The sequence below is a fragment of the Micromonospora sp. NPDC047074 genome (assembly GCF_040643815.1).
Taxonomy (GTDB): domain Bacteria; phylum Actinomycetota; class Actinomycetes; order Mycobacteriales; family Micromonosporaceae; genus Micromonospora.
On the sequence record NZ_JBEYVB010000035.1, the window covers coordinates 1 to 17,032 of the forward strand.

17 protein-coding genes are annotated in these 17,032 nt (G+C 70.6%); 4 read left to right on the plus strand and 13 right to left on the minus strand.

The genetic code is table 11. The features are described from left to right. Positions 1-923: 923 nt before the first annotated feature. Positions 924-1,067 (minus strand): hypothetical protein, encoded by a 144-nt coding sequence (locus ABZ809_RS27535; RefSeq protein WP_357565510.1) that lies wholly within the window; start codon positions 1,065-1,067, stop codon positions 924-926. Between the two features lie 47 nt (positions 1,068-1,114). Continuing rightward, positions 1,115-1,552 (minus strand): hypothetical protein, encoded by a 438-nt coding sequence (locus ABZ809_RS27540; protein WP_357565511.1) that lies wholly within the window; start codon positions 1,550-1,552, stop codon positions 1,115-1,117. Positions 1,553-1,746: 194 nt separating this feature from the next. Between ABZ809_RS27540 and ABZ809_RS27545 the strand changes: the two genes are divergently transcribed. Further along, entirely contained in the window at positions 1,747-2,421 is a 675-nt protein-coding gene (locus tag ABZ809_RS27545; protein ID WP_357565581.1) for a recombinase family protein, read from the plus strand. A 118-nt stretch (positions 2,422-2,539) separates the two neighbouring features. Here the strand turns inward: ABZ809_RS27545 and ABZ809_RS27550 are convergent, their stop codons facing one another. Next, a complete protein-coding gene (locus tag ABZ809_RS27550) occupies positions 2,540-3,151 on the minus strand; it encodes a G5 domain-containing protein (protein WP_357565512.1) in 612 nt (203 codons plus the stop codon). A gap of 1,243 nt (positions 3,152-4,394) precedes the next feature. Here ABZ809_RS27550 and ABZ809_RS27555 point away from each other — a divergent pair. After that, positions 4,395-5,519, plus strand: a complete 1,125-nt coding sequence (locus ABZ809_RS27555; RefSeq protein ID WP_357565513.1) for a pentapeptide repeat-containing protein — start codon at positions 4,395-4,397, stop codon at positions 5,517-5,519. Positions 5,520-5,981: 462 nt separating this feature from the next. Here ABZ809_RS27555 and ABZ809_RS27560 read toward each other — a convergent pair whose 3' ends face one another. The 8 genes from ABZ809_RS27560 to ABZ809_RS27595 are packed head-to-tail and all read right to left on the minus strand — an operon-like array spanning position 5,982 to position 13,940. Next, positions 5,982-6,479, minus strand: coding sequence for a DUF4913 domain-containing protein (locus tag ABZ809_RS27560; RefSeq protein WP_357565514.1), 498 nt, complete (start codon positions 6,477-6,479; stop codon positions 5,982-5,984). After that, complete coding sequence (locus ABZ809_RS27565; protein WP_357565515.1) at positions 6,476-8,257, minus strand: TraM recognition domain-containing protein; 1,782 nt, start codon at positions 8,255-8,257, stop codon at positions 6,476-6,478. The genes ABZ809_RS27560 and ABZ809_RS27565 overlap by 4 nt, the downstream gene beginning before the upstream one ends. Beyond that, positions 8,254-9,738, minus strand: coding sequence for an ATP/GTP-binding protein (locus ABZ809_RS27570; protein WP_357565516.1), 1,485 nt, complete (start codon positions 9,736-9,738; stop codon positions 8,254-8,256). Before ABZ809_RS27570 ends, ABZ809_RS27565 begins: the two co-directional genes overlap by 4 nt. An 8-nt stretch (positions 9,739-9,746) precedes the next feature. Next, the gene (locus ABZ809_RS27575; RefSeq protein ID WP_357565517.1) at positions 9,747-11,234 is read right to left on the minus strand and encodes an SCO6880 family protein; all 1,488 of its coding nucleotides are present in this window, start codon (positions 11,232-11,234) and stop codon (positions 9,747-9,749) included. Further along, on the minus strand, positions 11,231-12,520 hold the full coding sequence (locus ABZ809_RS27580) for a hypothetical protein (RefSeq protein ID WP_357565518.1): 1,290 nt from the start codon (positions 12,518-12,520) through the stop codon (positions 11,231-11,233). Before ABZ809_RS27580 ends, ABZ809_RS27575 begins: the two co-directional genes overlap by 4 nt. Beyond that, positions 12,520-13,269 carry a hypothetical protein gene (locus ABZ809_RS27585; protein WP_357565519.1) on the minus strand — a complete coding sequence of 250 codons (750 nt, stop codon included), beginning with the start codon at positions 13,267-13,269 and terminating at the stop codon, positions 12,520-12,522. The genes ABZ809_RS27580 and ABZ809_RS27585 overlap by 1 nt, the downstream gene beginning before the upstream one ends. Positions 13,270-13,287: 18 nt before the next feature. Beyond that, a complete protein-coding gene (locus tag ABZ809_RS27590) occupies positions 13,288-13,602 on the minus strand; it encodes a hypothetical protein (protein WP_357565520.1) in 315 nt (104 codons plus the stop codon). Then, positions 13,599-13,940 (minus strand): hypothetical protein, encoded by a 342-nt coding sequence (locus ABZ809_RS27595; RefSeq protein WP_357565521.1) that lies wholly within the window; start codon positions 13,938-13,940, stop codon positions 13,599-13,601. Before ABZ809_RS27595 ends, ABZ809_RS27590 begins: the two co-directional genes overlap by 4 nt. A gap of 520 nt (positions 13,941-14,460) precedes the next feature. Between ABZ809_RS27595 and ABZ809_RS27600 the strand changes: the two genes are divergently transcribed. Beyond that, complete coding sequence (locus ABZ809_RS27600) at positions 14,461-14,874, plus strand: hypothetical protein (RefSeq protein WP_357565522.1); 414 nt, start codon at positions 14,461-14,463, stop codon at positions 14,872-14,874. Continuing rightward, complete coding sequence (locus ABZ809_RS27605) at positions 14,871-16,010, plus strand: M23 family metallopeptidase (protein ID WP_357565523.1); 1,140 nt, start codon at positions 14,871-14,873, stop codon at positions 16,008-16,010. The genes ABZ809_RS27600 and ABZ809_RS27605 overlap by 4 nt, the downstream gene beginning before the upstream one ends. 71 nt (positions 16,011-16,081) lie before the next feature. Here ABZ809_RS27605 and ABZ809_RS27610 read toward each other — a convergent pair whose 3' ends face one another. Then, positions 16,082-16,420: a hypothetical protein gene (locus ABZ809_RS27610; RefSeq protein WP_357565524.1), complete on the minus strand. Its 339-nt coding sequence runs from the start codon at positions 16,418-16,420 to the stop codon at positions 16,082-16,084. 336 nt (positions 16,421-16,756) lie between these two features. Then, positions 16,757-16,963, minus strand: a complete 207-nt coding sequence (locus tag ABZ809_RS27615) for a DUF397 domain-containing protein (protein ID WP_357565525.1) — start codon at positions 16,961-16,963, stop codon at positions 16,757-16,759. Between the last annotated feature and the right edge of the window lie 69 nt (positions 16,964-17,032).

Here is a 17,032-nt window from a genome sequence, read left to right on the forward strand (position 1 = left end):
CCCGGCCTCGTACCGGCCCCCGGCCCGCGTCCCTCCCTCGCCTGACGCTGAGCCCTCGAACGGACGCAATGGAGGCTCTAGACGCGTGTCGTACGAAGTTGGCCGGCAAGCTTGGCTACGCGCACCACCGCCAACTCCATTGAGCACTCCAAGGAGCCGCCGGCTTGCTCACTTTTATGGCCCTGACTCTTCTTCAGTCCTAGGCTCGGACATTGGTAGCAGGTGACGGAGCGAAGCAGGAAGCGGACCGGCTATCCCCGACATCGCTCTCAGCGTTAGCTCCGGTGGGAGGCTTCGGGTAGAAGCCGACCTGCTGCACCGTCAGGTCGCCGCGATGGCTGAGGGCAGGGCAACTGCTCCGACCCGGTCGGCACTCCGATGGCCTGCCCCGAGGCCCCTGCGCCGGAACCTGCAGGAGGTGGCCGCGCGGGCTGGGTGACAGGTGGCACGATCCCGAGGCCTCCCCTCGACCGATCGCTAGGTGCCTTCCGCCACTGCGGGCCCGGCTTGTTCGTCGAGAAGTGAGGATTTCTCATTAAGCCATCGCATGGGCTTATGTCGATTTTGCGTCCTTCGCCGGGCTTGCTCCTCGCGCGAGCGACTGTGACTTGTGCCACTGCTCCTTGCAGCGGCTTGGGCTGGCTGAACCCCTACGGCGATCTTGTCGCCGCTGCGGGCGCCCGCAAGAGTTACGCACAGTAAGCTCCACCGCTTTGCCCTCTTGTCCACCGCCTATCGCTCAGCACCTCCGTGGCGGTCGCCCCGCCAGGCCCTCGTAAGTGATCTTGTGTAGGCATGGGCAGCCTTGGAGTGGGGGCCGAGGAAGAACGGGCGGAACTTGGCGCTAAGCCGTCCTGCCGGTGGGTGCCGAGTCGGTGTCGTGTCCGGCCCTACCAGCGCAATTGAGTTACCGGGCGCCCCGGTCAGGCCGCCTGGTGCCGCGTGGCGCTGGTGCGGAAGGGGTGGGTGTACTCGGCACCGCAGTCGGCGCACCAGGCCCGGAACAGCAGGCTGGTCGCCGTGTCGCTGAGACTTGGTTCGACCTCGTAGCGACTGCCTTCGATCATGGCGTAGAGGCGCCGCCAGCGGATTGGACAGAGGCAAGCCGCCGTGCTCATGCCGTTGCCTGCCCGTCATCGGGATCGGGGGCTCGCCACTCTCGGGGCTTGGCGCCGGTGGCGTCGGCGACCTGGGCGACGTCGCGGTGGCTGTAGGCGGTGCGGACGCCGGAGATGGACATGCCGGCGGCTGCGGCCAGGTCGCCCAGCGTATAGGGGCGGGGCTGGACGAACTCGCGCCCGTAGGCGATCAGCTCGCGGATCCGCTGTTCGGCTTCCTCCTTCGCGCGGCGGGCACCAGCCAGCGCGCCGATCAGCGGGTCCTGATCGTCTCCGTCCCACGCGGCCAGCAGGTTCTCGGCAGCACGTTCTTGGTCTTCGGCAGCTTCGTCCCGCGCCGCGAGGAAGCCGTCGTCGTGCTCCTCGCCGAGGTCGGGTTGCGGGATCGGGTACAGGATCGCGGCCACATCAGTGAAAATGTCTCGTCGAGTCATGCCTACATCATGCGCACTAATTTGCGATGATCGCAAGGTGTGGCGTGTGCTGCAATCTCATCACTCTTGCCTTCGGATTCTGATCTTGTTTGAGAATCGATCGTTTTCCAGACAAGATCAAACCGTGCTGTCAGAGCGGGTAGATCGCGTCCGAAAAACCCGTCCGAGAAGCCGGCGTGTCCAACAACGCAAAGATGGGTTTGTTGGGCACGCTGGGCGGCGTGATCGTCACCCCCACGTCCACCGATAACGACCTGCTCGCCCAGACTCCGCTCGCAGGCGTGCTCATCGGCTACGGGCGAGTGTCCACCCGCGAGCAGAATCTCGCCCGCCAGCAAGCCGCACTGACTGCGGTTGGCTGCGCCAAGTGCTTCTTCGACAAGGCCTCCGGAAAGAACACCAACCGGCCCGAGCTAGCCAAGGTGTTCGAGTACATCCGGCCCGGCGACGTGCTCACCGTCGTCTCGCTCGACCGGCTCGGCCGCTCGCTGGAAGACTTGATCGGCATCGTCGGCCGGCTTAAGCACTACGGCGTCGGCTTCCAGTCCCTGCACGAGAAGCTCGACACCACCACCGCAGGCGGGATGTTCGTCTTCCACGTCTTCGCCGCGCTGGCCGAGTTCCTGCGCACCATCATCGTGGCCAACACCAACGAGGGCCTGGCCGCCGCTCGCGCCCGCGGACAACGCCTCGGCCGGCCGCCGGCAATGACTCCGGAGAAGGTGGCGTACGCGCTGCAACTGCTCGCCGAGCCGAACCGCACGATGACCTCGATCGCCAAGCTGCTCGGCGTTTCGCGCAGCACCCTGTACAGCGCGCTGCCTGCCCTCATTCCGGCCCAGCGTGACGGGCAGGTCGCTGCTCTGTAGACCGGTGACACCCGCTGACAGAGTTAGCCCTCGCTGCCCGCCGCTCCCGCGCGGCGGTGTCGACCAGCCCCGTGCTTCACCAGGGAGGCGACGGCGTTGCTCGACGCTCATGTGCGGCCTATTCGTTGCAGCCGTAGCCGTCACGGTTCCGATCGAGCTTGTAGATGTCGTAGCCGATCACCTTGACCGGGCCCTTCACGTAGGCGGGTCCGTTGCCCCTGCCCCCCGCGCAGTCCACGTCGCTGGCGATCGGCACGCAGCCGCTGTAGTTCGGGTCGCAGTTGTTCGTCCCGACGGCAATAACTTCGGTTACGGGCTTCGTCGTGACCTGCGTCTTGATCAGCTTCCTCGCTGTCTCAACTCCGTCGGTGACGGTCACCTGGTAGGTGAGCGTCTTGGCGCCGTCGATCCCGGGTGTGCGCACCTTCGTGGTGCCCTTCGGCGTTGACGAGTCTTTGACCTGCTTGGTCCGGTACGGGATGGGCTCGGTTTCGGTGACAGTCCAGGTTTTCACCACGGCACGAGTCGGTGTGAGCGTGGGTGACGGCTTGACGGCAATCGTCGCAGCGGTGTTGGTTGCGCCACTAGTAGGGGCTACCGATCCACTTACCGAGCCGTCGATGGCCGTGTTCACGGCTGCCACGCCGAGTCCGAGCACTGCCAGGATGGCGGCGCTGGCAGTGATGGATCGGAGGTTCCCGCCGGGCTTTTGAGGGTCCTGGGTGGTCACCTCGATAAGTGTGGCCAATAACTGCCAGTAGCCAAACCGGGCAGACCGCGCGCACCGACTTCGACCGGCGGGCGCAGTCCGCCGCCGACCGCAACGACGTCGGTCCTGCTGTCGACCGGTGGGGACGTTCGGGCAATCAGGCTGACCGTGCTCGCCTGCGACTACGACGGCAAGTCCGCCCCGATCGTCGCTGTCGCCGGAATTGTCCCGGCTGGTACCTCCCGGACCCGTGGCGAAAAATGCCAAATGGTTGACCCCCGCACATGCGGGTGGCAGCGTCAACTGCGCGGCCAGGCGGGGGTAGCAGGACTTCGGCACGTCATTGACGGGCGACGGATCCGTCCCCTCCGCGGGGTAGCACGAGATGCTCGGGGTCGGGCGGACGGACTGTCCCGGGGGGACATACAGTTTCGGGAGTTCGGGACGTGTCACGTGACTACATCGCGTGGACCCACTTCGTGGACCCGGACGAGGTGCCGTGGTCGATCGACGCGACCTGGCACCAAAGTAAGGGCGGGCACCCGGCTCCTACCCCGGGCACCCGCCGAAGCGCAACACCTATCGCCAGCCCAGGCAGAAAGAGTCAACGCTATGGGAAGACTACGTCCTCATGCAGCTGAAGTGCAGCAGAGGGTCGCATCCGGTGGGCCGAGTGGGCTTCACTTGCCCGTCAGCACGGCCACGTTCCTGCTGGTGGGGGGCATTGTCGGCGTCGCCGCCGACCAGTACCCGCACGTGGTGGCGCCGGTGAGCCTGGGGCTCGCCACGTTCCTCACGCTGGAACGCCTGCATCGCTCGATCCGCTAGTGCACGGGGGCCCCCGCACCGGTCTGGTGCGGGGGCCGCCGCCTGTCCGGCCTCCGGTTCGCAGGCCCCTCAGCGGCCTCGCCGTAGTTTCCAGCGAGAAAACAACTTCAGCCCTGGTCAGGAGCCCGCACGAACGCCTGGAGCCCCCAGAGTGTCATTACGTCCCTGACCAGCGCTGGGGTTGTTTTTGGTCCGGAAGCTACCGGCGGGCCTTTGAGGCCGTCTGGTCGTGATGCCTGAGTGTGGCTGTGGGTTCTCCTTGTTGGTCGTGGTCGGCTGCAATGGACGCATGTCGCTTCGTGGTCGCGTGAGTGCGGGTAGTGGTCGCCGTGGTGTGTCTGTTTCGGGGCGGCGGTGGAGGGCGGCGGGTCAGTCTGCGGTCGGGCCTCGGGCACGGTCCTCGCGGCCGGCGGCGGTCCGGTTGGAGTTGGCACCGGTGGGGCCGATCGACGTCAAGCCCGACCCGTGGCAGCGTCTGGTGGCCATCGGAAGCATCCTGTCGGTGCTCTTCGTGGCCATCGGCTTGTACATCACCAACGAGGCCAATCGCCAGAGCAGCGAGGCCAACCGGGAACAGCATCGGCTCACCGATCAGGGTCAGATCACCGATCGGTTCACCAAGGCGGTCGAGCAGCTCGGCCAACCCGGTCCGGAGAAGGTGGACGTACGACTGGGCGCGATCTACGCCCTGGAACGCATCATGCGCGACTCGGCCGTGGACCAGCCGGCCGTCGTTGACATCCTCGCCGCGTTCATCCGGGTCCACGCCCCCGCACCCAAGCAGGCCGCCACTCCGACTCTTTCGGGTCCTCGCCCGCCGGTCGATATCCAGGCCGTCGTGACCGTGCTGGGTCGCCGCGACATCACCCGCGACGGCGTAATCGGAAACGAGACGCCGCCTATCCCTATCCGCCGTCTCGACCTCTCCAACGTCAACCTGGCCCTCGCGAACCTGGCCTACGCGAACCTGGCCCACGCGAACCTGGCCGACGCGCACCTGGCCGGCGCGACCCTGATCCACACGAACCTGACCGCCACGGGCCTGAGCGACGCGAACCTGAGCGACGCGAACCTGACCGCCACGAGCCTGCGCAACGCGAACCTGGCCGACGCGAACCTGACACGCGCGCTCCTGACCGGCGCGGACCTGACCGGCGCGGACCTGACCGGCGCGGACCTGACCCACGCCTACCTGAACGGCGCAAACCTGGAAGGCCGGCTCACCGCGAGAGTCGCGAAGGTGATCGCGAACTTGATCGCGAATCTGGCCGGCGCGAACCTGACCAGCGCGGACCTGACCGACGCGGACCTGACGGGCGTGAACCTGACCGGCGCGGACCTGACCGACGCGGACCTGACGGGCGTGAACCTGACCGACGCGGACCTGACCGACGCGGACCTGACCGGCGCGGACCTGTTCAGCGCGGACCTGACCGACGCGGACCTGACCGGCGCGAACCTGACGGGCGTGAACCTGACCGGCGCGAACCGGACGTGCGCCAAAACCGATGACCACACGCAGTGGCCCGTAGGGGAGGCCCGCCCGGAACCGTGTGATTGAGACACCGGTGAGGAGTGATTACACCGGTAAGGCCCTCGGGGACCAACGTTCGGGAAAGTCACGCTACAGATCTTGAATGGTCAGGTTGTGTCGGGTTCGAGTGTCAGTCCGGTGTGAGCGAGGAAGCCGTCGAGTAGGTCGGTGCGGTACTGGATGCTCTTGAGTCGATTCTTGATGATCGCCTGGAGGCCCGCCGGTAGCTTCCGGACCAAAAACAACCCCAGCGCTGGTCAGGGACGTAATGACACTCTGGGGGCTCCAGGCGTTCGTGCGGGCTCCTGACCAGGGCTGAAGTTGTTTTCTCGCTCGCTGGAAACTACGGCGAGGCCTCAGCGGACTAGCTCAAGTCTGGCGACTCCTTCCTGGCGCCGAGCGGGCGGTCTACGGCGTTACGGAGCGCCGCTTCCGCGAGGACTTCGTCAAGCTCGCTGCGGACCGGCCGCCACGGGCGATGCCACGGAATCAGAGGCTGTCGGCGTCGGGGAGCTGCGCGAGCATCTCTGGCGGCGCAGGCTCGACGGGCAGGGGCCGGGGTTCGGTGTGCTTGTCCGGGCTGCACCGGCTGAACGGCCCGTACTCGGCGGCGAGCGCGGCGAGGTGGGGATCGAGGTGGTCGCGCCACCAGATGCTCATGCCGGTTTGCGGGTCGCTGACCCGCAGCGTCTCCCAGGCTCGCCACAGCGCGTACAGGCGGGAAATCGCCTCCGGGTGCGCCCACCACCGGGGGCACCAGTTCACCCCGGAGGTCGGCCCAGTGGCGAGGCGCCGCTCGACGACGTAAGCGAGGTAGCCCCCGACAAACGCCTCGACGTTGCGGTAGACCGGCTCCGCCTCGGCGGGCTCGGCGGCCGGCGTCGCGGCCGGCGGCGGAGTGTCGCTCGGGTCGCCGGCGAGTTGGCCGAGCAGGGCGCTGAGGTCGGCGACCGGGTCGCCGGCCGGTCCGGGCTGGGGCAGGGTCATGGGGTCGGCTCCGGCGGGGTGTCGTCGGGGGTGAGGGTCCAGTCGGTGCGCTCGTGGGGGTCCCAGCGGGCGATCGAGGCGCGGATCGCCGCCGCGTAGGGGCCGGTTTGCCAGGGGGCGGTGCGGGCGAGCGCGGGCGGGGCGCCGGAGGCGTAGACGACCATCCGGCCCCGGGGCAGGGCGTGCAGGTCGGCGACGTCGAGGATGCGCTGGCGGCGGGTGGCGTGCGAGACGGACCGCTGGCCCCACCCGGATCCGCTGCTGCTGGTCGACCTGGTCGTGACGTCGTGCTCACCGATGAGCTTGGACAGTTCTTCGAGCCAGTCGGGGTCGGCGACGCCGCCGCCGTAGGTGCGGATGTTCGCTGCGGACCAGAGTTTGCGCATGCCCTCGCGGCCCCACACGTCGATGCCCTGGGGGTAGGACTGGAGGATTGTGATGATGGGCAGGCCGTGGGAGCCGTAGAAGGAGTAGAGGGCTGGGAGCTGGCGTAGCCGGCAGATGTTGGCGGCTTCGTCGAGGACGCTCAGCAGCGGCGGGTCGAGGCGCCGCCCGGCCGAGGCGCGGGCCTGCAGCTCGCCGGCACGCAGGACGGCGTCGGTGAGGGCGGCGACCAGCGGGGCGGGGGAGCCGGGGCCGCCCTGGGACAGCAGGTACAGCACGTCGGTGGAGGCGACGAAGACGGCCGGGTCGAACTCGAGGACCCCGCCGCGCGGGGGTGGGGTGACCCAGGCGGTGACGGCGGGCTCGGTGAGGCACATGAGCATCTTCTGCGCGCCCGCGTAGATGCCGCCCCTCGTCTTGTCGGGCATGTTGACTACCCCGGCGACCGCGTCGGCGGGCAGCTCGTAGCCGCGCTCGCGCAGCAGCTCGGCCGGCTCGTCGTCGCGGGGACTGACGGCCCACCGGTACGCGGCGAGGATGTCCCGGCCGGACACGGCAGCCGCGAGCAGTAGGTTCGCCACCAACTCCTCGCTGGAGGGGTCGAAGAAGGCGTCGCGGCTGACGCCGGGCTCGCGTTCGGCGGAGGCGAAGTGCTCGGCCAGGCGGCGGGCGTCGGTGATGGTGGCCACGGTGCGCAGGGGGTTCCACCACATGCCCTGCTTGGGGCCGAGGATGTGCTGCGGGTCGAACGCCCACACCTGCCCTCGTGCGGCGCGGATGTCGCGGGTGGCGTCGACGATGTCGCCTTTGACGCTGGTGACCAGGGTCGGGCCGGGGGCGGCGACGATGGCGGGGATCGCCCGGCAGGTGGTCTTGCCGGTGCGTGGGCCCCAGATGTCGACGGCCATGTCCTCCCAGGACTGGCGTAGTGGCATTCCGCCGGCGACGGTGTGGGCGATCAGGACGCCGAGCTGGTCGGGGTCGGGCCGGTCGACGTCGGCGAGGCTGGGCCGCAGCCGCCGGCCGCTGTCGGCAACACCCCGGGGCCCGAGGTGGGCGAGGTCTTTTCGGCTGGCCATGCGGCGGGCGGCGGGGTCGACGCGGGTGCGTCGCCGGCGAGTCCACCGCCAGGTGGTGATGCCGCCGACGGCCAGGAGCAGCAGGACGGTCACCTCGGCGACGGCGATGAGGGTGCAGGTGGTGGTCCAGGTGATGTCACCGCGCAGCACCGCGGCGGCGACCTGGACCGGTCCGCCGCCGGTGTATCCGGGCGGGCGGGCCAGCACGACGGGCAGCCACGCGCCGCTGGCGAGGACCAGGACCCCGGCGGCGATGCCGCCGACGATGAGGCCCGCGTCGTCGTGGCCACCGCGCGGCCCAGCCGGCCGGCTCATGCCATGGTCCAGCGGAAGTCGGTGTTGCCGAGCCGCATCTCCGTCTCGGTGGGTTCCAGGTGCACCGGGATGCCCGGCCGGGATCCGACCTTGATCAGGAAGTTGCCACGGCCGACGGTGCCGCTGCCCTCGGTCGAGGTCCAGGACGGCGGCGCCGACCAGGACAGCACCTCGCGCCGTTCGGCCTGCGACAGCGGCCGAACGCGCGCGACGGCGTCGAGTTCCTGCTCGGAGCACGGGCCGATCATCAGCACCGCGGACCGCTCGGCGAAGCCTCTGGCCTTGGCCCGGTCGTGGGCGGTGGGCAGCGCCTCCAGGTCGGCCAGGCTGTGGGTGATGAACGCGGTGCCCGTGCCCTTTTGCCGGTTGAGGCGGGTGAGGCCGTCGGCGCGGTCAACCAGGCCGTGCCCGACGCGCAGCGCCCGCCACAACTCGTCGAGCACGGTGAAGAAGGTCCGGGCGGGGGCCAGGTTGAGGTCGGCCATCAGGTGTGCGGCCTCCACCTGGGCGAAGCCGTAGGACCAGGTGGAGAGCAGGGTCGCGGCGGTGCGCAGCTCGTCGGTGTCGTCGATGCTGGAGATGTCGACGCACACGGCCGGGGTGTCGAGGCGGATCGCCGTGGTGGTCTGCCCCTCGAAGGTGTCGCCGAGCGGGCCGTGCAGCAGCGCCAGCAGGGTGCGGTGCAGGTTGGCGACGTCGTCACGGAACCGGGGAACGTCCTGGTCCTCCTGCCACAGCGTGACGGCGCGGACCTCGGCCGGGGCGTCACGGATGACGTTCAGGACGTCGGAGAGCACCGGCGGGGTGTCGGTCTCCCGCTCGGCGAGGTAGCGCAGCGCGGCGGCCAGGACGGTGGTCTCATCCGAGGTAACGGGCCCACGTCGTACGAGGGTGGCCAGGGCGACGAGCATGTTCAGCCGCCGGTCGGTCACCGCGGCGCGCACGACGGCGCCGGTGCGCTCGTCGACGCGGTCGAGGACCTGCCGCCACGGGCCGGCATCGAGGGGATTGATCCGGTCCAGGCCGGGCCCGACGCGCAACACCTGCCCGCCGAGCGCGCGGACCAGCTCGGCGTAGTCCGGTTTGAGGTCGCCGAGGATCAGCGGCGTGACGCCCTGCGCGGTGAGACCGAGGACCATCCGCCGCACCGCCGTGGACTTGCCCATGCCGGGCTCGCCCTCGATCCACACCGACGGGTTGTTGATCAGCCTCGCCCTCGTGTACCAGGAGATCGGGTCGAAGCAGACCGCCGAGCCGGTGTAGAGGTGCCGGCCGACCGGGACGCCGATCATCGGCGTTGACGCGCCGGTGCCGAACGGGTACAGGCCGCAGACCTGCACGGTGGTGCCCCGGTACTCCGTCGGGGGCTCGATCCACGACCACCGGCCGCCGCCGGGTGCGGCGTAGCCGAGACGGCCAGGCCGGCGTCCGGCTGGTCGACGCCGTGGTGGTGGAGGGGGGCCGGTGTTGGGGCTGGTCATCGGCCGTCCTAGAAGGGGATCGTGGCGTGGGTGGGCAGGACGATGCCGGTGGGCAGGCCGGCGGCGAATCCCGCGGCCTGGCAGCCGTACATCGGCCGGATCGTCAGGCGGGCCTCGCCGGCGCGGGCCCGGATGATGCCGGTGGCCTCGTCGAGCTGCTTGCCGTCGTCGGTGGCGGCGACGGTGGCGGTGACCAGCACGGTGAAGCGGACGACCCCCGCGCCAGTGGCCTCTTCCTGGGCGGCTTGGTCGGCGGCGGCCAGGTCGGTGAGGTCCCGGGCGCTGGGCCGGTGTTTCTTGCTGGCCAGGAACCTCGCGTCGCGCTTGTCGGACTCCACCAGCCGTGCCGCGTCGGCGGGGGAGTACGGCCGGTAGACCATCGTGACCCGCTTGCGCAGCAGTTGCGGGTCCGGGTCGGTGAGCCGGGCGAACAGCCGCGAGTACACCACCCCGCGCGGGGCCTCCACCATGCACCAGGTGCGCGAGACGCCGGAGTCGTGTCGGTAGGAGTCCCAGCTCTCTCGGGTGGCCACCGGTCCGGCCTGCGTCCAGTCGGGGGTGAGCTTCGGGTCGCGGGCGAGGTCCAGGGCGGCGTCCGGGTCGTAGGCGGCGCGCACCACGGCGGCGAGGCTGCGGGCGGACATCGGCACGATGCCGGCGCCGGTGGCGCCGGTCAGTCCGGCGTGAAGGTGCGGCAGCCGGGCGGCGACCTCCCGGCAGACGTCCTCGTGCGACATGGACCGGCCGGGCGGGGCGGTGTAGGTCAGCGACACGCGGGTGTCGACGGCCGCCGACCCGGCCGGGTAGGACCGGACGACGTCGTCGAGGACCTGCAGGGCCAGCGCCGGGGCGTCGGGTCGGGACGTGGCGGTGACCTCGGCGGCCAGGCGGGTGCCCGGATCCGGGGTGGTCTCGACGGTGATCTGTGCCTGCACGAGCTGCGGCTCGCGCGACAGGGCCGCCAGCCAGGACGCCAGGTGACTGACGCGGGTGTCGATGACGGCCTGGTCGACCAGGTCCATGCCCTCGGGCGCGCACCGCAGGGTGACGGTGTAGTGCCGGCTCTGTGGCACCACGACGACGGCGACGAGCCCGGAGCGGCCGGTCTCCACCTCGTACACCTCGGAGCGGGCCAGCACCCCCGGGAGTTGGTGGGCCGCAGTGACCTTGGACGCGACGCCGGAGACGTAGACGTGGTGGCGGCGGGCCCGCGCCATCCACCACGCGATCCGGGCGTTGATGACCTGGAATCCGGTGCGCCCGTTGATCCGGATCGCCAGGGGCGCGAGCACGAGCAGGCCGATGATGGCGGTGCCCAGTGCCGCGAGGGCGGAGATCGGGATCATCGCCGCGGACAGCACCATGACCAGGAACGCGGCGATGGTGCCGGCCGGGCCGAGGCCGAACAGGCCGGCGCCGCGCCCGAGGCGCCAGTTGCCATAGGTGCGCTGCTGCTGCGGCTGCTCGTCGGCACGGGCCCGTACGTCGGTGCTCATGCGCCCTCACCACCTGTCGCTCCGGACGCCGTGCCGCCGACCTTGCGCACGGTGGCGGGCCCGGCCTGCGCTGCCGTGACCGCGACCCCGGCTGGTCCGGCCGCCGACGTGGCGGCACCGGCCGCGCCCGCCGTCTGTGCCGTGCCGGCCGCCGTGGTGCCGGCTGTCGTGGCCGTCGACGAGCCGGCCCCCACCGGCCCCGAGGCCGCAGCCCCAGCCCGGGTGCCTCCACCAGAGGGGCGGGGCGCCGGCACCGGAGCGGACGGGCTGGCACCACCGGGCCGCCCGCCACCACCACCGGTGGGAGCCCCAGGTCCTCCGCCGCTTGCGCCACTGCTGGCGTTGAGGCGGACCGCCCCCGAGGCGACCTGCCCGGCCGCCGACGTCGCCGCCACGGCCGCGCCGCCCGACCCACCGGAGGACAGCACCGACACGGCCGGGGCGATCAGCCGCATCAGCGCCGGTAGCGCGACGATGGCCATGCAGAACATCACCAGGCCGGTGAGCAGGGTCGTGAGGTCCTGGCCCTTGCCGAGCATCCAGAACACCGCGGCGTAGATGGTGGCCGCCGCCGGCTTGTAGAGGACCAGGGCGAGCAGCCACGTCAGGTACCGGTCGCGGATCGCGCGTCCGGATCCGGCGATGCCCGACGCGGCGGCCAGCGGGAGCAGCCCGGCCAGCAGCACCAGGCCGGCACCCCGGGCCAGCAGCAGCAGCAACTGCACCATGGTGGCGAGGAACATCATGATCGAGATGCCGATCGCCATCAGTGGGGCGAGTCCGCTGGTGGCGGCGGCCGGCGCGAAGAGGCGCAGTCGGGCGCCGAGGTCGCCGTCGGCGGCGGCTTTGAGGATCCAGTCGGAGTAGCTGTCGCCGATGCCGATGAGCAGTTGCACGGCGGGTACGCCGGCGCCGGCGAGCACGACCATGGTCACCAGCCCTCTGGTCAGGGTGCCGGCGTCGCGGCCGTTGCGTTCCCAGGCGAGGCGGAGTGCCCCGATGAGGACCGCGCCCACCGCGAGGGCGGCGACCGCCCAGTTGGTGTAGGCGCTCAGGTAGTCGACGGTGCCGTCACAGACGAGCTTCCCGGCCGAGTTGGTGTGGCAGGACCCCTGGGACACGTTCGGGGTAGGGATGGACATCCAGCCCGCGACCAGGGCCTTGAGCATTTCAGCGGCGGCCTCGGACGCCTGCTCGGACAGTTCCTCGATGAACCGGCCTGCAGTGGTGTCCAGGACGTGCCCGGGGACGCAGACGGGGTTGACGATGGGGCAGTCGTCTGGCACTACCGAGGCCCCCACTCGACGACCCCGGTGAGGTCACTGGTGACGCGGTTGATGGAGATCCACGCCCCGCCGGGCGGGGCCTGCATACGCCAGTCGCCATCTCGCCAGAGCAGCGTCAGCGACAGCACGTGGTAGCGGGGGGTGCCGGCCGAGGGTGCGCGCTGTACCAGCCCGATCACGGCCGTGTCGGGCGTGTACGACTGGAAGGAGAAGCCGGCGATCTGGCTGAGCGAGCCGGGATCGGCTGGGCCGCTGTCACTGGCGCGGTACTCGGCGAGCAGCCGGTCCCGGTCGGCGCTGGCCACGAACTGACGCTCAATGGTGGGCTGCCAGTAGTCCGGTCCGAGGGTGTGACTGGCTCTCGCGGTGAGCTGGGCCGCCGCGATCAGCGCTCCTTCCGGCGTGCGGGTGAAGCCCGACGCGGTGGTCGCGGTGTTCTGCTGCGGGCCGGCGGTGGCGCTGACCGGGACGGCGAGTGGACCGACGAGTTCCCACCGCACGTCGGCGGGTGCGGCGGTCGGGACCGCCGTGGGTAGGGCCTGCGGGGCGTCACTGGCGGGCGGGGCGTCGCTGCCGTGCGGGGCTGCGCCGGGCGAGGGTGCCCGGCCGGCGCCATCGCCGCCGTTGTCGGCGATGGCGAACACGGCGACCAGGACCCCGGCGATGATGACGACCAGGAGCAGCGCGGCGGCGGCGATGAAACCGGGGCGCGTCCACGGCGGGCGCTGGGCGAAGTCAGACGATGACATTGGCAGCCTCCCGGCCTGCTAGGCGATCAGGGCCCCGACGATGGTGGATGCGCTGCCGATCAGGAGGCAGGCCGCGAATACCCAGCCGAGCTGGGCGACGTTGGTGTCGTCACCGCGGCGGTGCGCGATGGCCATCTTCGCGGCGCTGTAGAGGAGTCCGCCGACGCACGCCGCCACGGCGAGCCACGCGATCCACTGGAGGATCTCCAACACGTTGCTCTGCACCACTCCGGGGGGTGCCACGCCACCGCCGGGGTTCGGTACCCCACCGGGTGGCGGGGTGGGCGCTGCCAGGTACAGCCCCAGGCGAGCGGGGAGGTCTGTGAGCGTCATCGGTTCACTTCCGGTCTCGTGTGGATCTGTTGTGTGAGGGTGTGGCGGAGTGTTTCGACGTCGGGGGGAGTGCCGACGTCGCGGGGGTCGTCGGCGGCCAGGAGCGCGTCGACCCAGCCGACGCGCCACACCCGCGGCGCCCAGCCGCCGAGCAGTTGCAGTCGTTCGGTGGCGATGCGTGGGGGCCGCCGTGGGGAGGCCGCGACAGCGACCACGCCCAGCACGGTGGTCGTGGTGGTCATGCCGGCGCGGCGGCGCCACTGCTCGATCGCGCCGGTGGCCGCCCAGGTGCCGTGTGCGGACAGGCGGCAGACCAGCATCACCTGGGCTGGCGGCATCACGGGCGTCGTCAGTGGCCATGCCCGGCCGAAGTCGGCCCCGATGCCGACCAGCCGAGCCAGGGTGCTCGTGCCCGCTCCGCCGTGGCATCCCACCCACCAGATCGGTGGCCATCCACTGAGGAGGACATTCTCTGGAATCACCGAGGACGGAAGGTGGGGTGCGCTTCCGAGGCGGGTGCGTTGCGTGGCAGCAGTGGTTGTTTTCACCGGTGTTCCCGCCGCGCGCAGATGCTCTCCGTCATCCGATGCCTCCCCCGTGTATCAAGGTCACCGACGAGTAGCCGACAGTAGCAGCCCGTTTCTCAATGGATCTATGGTGATTGCTCTGCCGCGACAAGGACGCGAATGGCAGTACGGGGGAGGGCGTCATATGGCACGCAGAAGAGGTGCATGCGCGCGTATCAATGATGTGGGCTTGGTTCGGACGGGGCTGGCCATTGTGGGTGCGGCGGTGGCGTTGACGGGGTGCGGCACGGCTGCGGAGCCGGGCACGCCGGCGCCGGACCTTAGTGGCCCGGTGTATCCGACGGCCGGGGCGGTCGAGGCGTCGCCGACGTCGACCAGCGAGCGGCCGGGCAACGACGACCACGGCGACGAGAGGCCGCCGGCCGCGCTGCCACCGGCGGCGCAGGCGCCGAGGGTGGTGGCGGCGTTCGCGGCGGCCTGGGCCCGGCCGGACCTGTCGGCGGCCGTGTGGTGGAAGCGGGTCGCGCCGCACTGCGAGGAGGGCTTCGCCCGCGCGCTGCGTACCGTCGACCCGGCGCAGGTTCCGGCGACTCAGGTGACGGGCCGCCCGAGCGTGAAGCAGGCGCCGAAGGCCGCGGCGGTGTACGAGGTGCCCACCGACGCGGGCACGCTGACCGTCACCCTCGCCGCCGTGAACGGGCGTTGGATGGTCACTGGTAACGACTTCGTTCGGGCGGTCCAGTGACGCGGCGACCGGTCGCGTTGATCGCGGCGGTGGCCGCCGTGGTGATGCTGGTGTGCGGCGGAACGGTGGGCCTGCCCTTGATGCTGTTCGGCCAGGCACAGGCCGAGGCGGCGGCGTGCGAGGTGCCGTCGCTGCCTGGTGTCTCACCGGTACCGGGCGGCGGCAGGTGGAACAGCGCCCAGAGCACGCACGCGGCGACGATCGTGGCGGTCGGACGCCAGCGGAAGGTGCCGCCGCGCGGGTACGTCATCGCGCTGGCCACCGCGATGCAGGAGTCCACGCTGCGCAACCTGGCCAACTCGACGGTGCCCGAGTCGCTGTCGCTGCCGCACGAGGGTGTGGGCCGCGACCACGACTCGGTCGGGCTGTTCCAGCAGCGCCCGGGGTGGGGCAGTGTGCGGGAGCGGATGACGCCCGCCTACGCGGCCGGGAAGTTCTACGAGGCGTTGGTGCGCGTTGACGGGTGGCAGCGGATGCGGCTGACTGACGCCGCGCAGGCGGTGCAGCGTTCGGGTCTGCCGGAGGCGTATCAGAAATGGGAGCCGGAGGCGGAGCAGTTGGCCGCGCGGGTGCTCGGTCTGCCGAGCATCGACGACATCGGTGGTGGTGCGCCGACGGCCCCGTGTGGCGTCGACGACCTGGGCCCGGTCCCGGTCGGTCCGGGCGGTTGGGTGCAGCCGCTGCGGGCGGTGGTCACCAGCCCGTTCGGCCCGCGCAATGGCCGCCTGCACGCCGGCGTCGACATGTCGACCTCCGACGTGCGGGGTGACCCGATCCGCGCCGCGTCGGCGGGGGTGGTGGAGCAGGTCAAGTGCGACTGGCACACCACCTGCGACCGGGACGGGCACACCGGTGCGCGCGGTTGCGGCTGGTACGTCGACATCCGCCACGCGGGCAACATCGTGACGCGCTACTGCCACATGATTGAGCGGCCCGAGGTGTCCATCGGTCAGCGCGTCGCGGCCGGAGTGGTCATCGGACACGTCGGTAACAGCGGCGGAAGCTCGGGGCCGCACCTGCACTTCGAGGTACACACCAACGTGCGTCCTGGCCCGTTCCACGCGAACAGCAGCAACGCGGTCGATCCGGAGTCGTGGATGCGGGCCCGCGGCGTGCCGCTCGGGACCAGGTCGTGACCCGCGCCCACACGATGACGGCCTCCCCCGCCAAAGCGGAGGAGGCCGTCATCGCGACGTGGACGGAGCTGCTACGTCTGCGCCGGGACGTCGGCCGGCGTCACCAGCTCGTCCGGCTGACCCTGCACGGGCTGCGCCTGCCGGGGTGGGCGGCGCCGCCTGGACGTGGTCGACGACTCCGGCGCGTCCAGGCCGAGCTTGGCCAGTTCGTCGGCGCTCCAGCCGCCCGCGACGGCGTCGGCGTAGCGGGCGGCGTAGCGGCTGTTGGCCTCGCGCAGCGCGTCGACGAGCTGGTCGCGTTCGTGCCGGGCGGTAGCTGCCTCGCCGACCAGGTTCGCGCGCTCGCGCAGCAGTTGCAGTGCGGCTCGCTCGGTTTCGGTACGGACGGCCTTGGCGGACTGTTCGGCCATGGGAACCTCCCCCAGGATGCTCCGGTCTGGTGTCTGCGGACGCAGAGCTTAGCGGCCAAGATCGATCCACGTGGGCCCGCTCTTTCAGCCCTCCCTCCGACCGGTGAGGGCGCTAGCAGTGCCACCCAGGGACGTCGGCCAGGGTCAAAAAGGGGGCGTAGGCCCATCGCGCAGCGACGCCCAGCGCCCTTGATGCTGGGGGGCGTGCGGCTACCGTCTCCAGCCCTCACGGGGCGGGTTCCCGGCGCAGACAGACAGGTTTGTTCGAAGCTAGTCAGTACCAGTCCTGGTGATGCCGCTCTCGGCTGTAGGAACTGGGGTTTGTGTGCATACGGATCAGGGCCGCAGATTTTCGCCCTTGACGCCGTCGATGAACGCCATCCACTCCGAGCCGACAACCACCAGAGCGGGACCGAACGGGTCCTTGGAGTCGCGGATGCCCACCGCGTGCGGGGTGAGTGCGACCTCGACACACTCGGCGTTTCCGTTCAGGCTGCGGCTGCTCTTGCGCCAGGTCGCGTGGTTCAGGAAGCCACGATTCATGCTGTCTTCCCTTCAAGGGTGGGTTCGAAAAGTTGGTTCGAGATCAAGAGTAGGCCAGAGCGGTCGCAT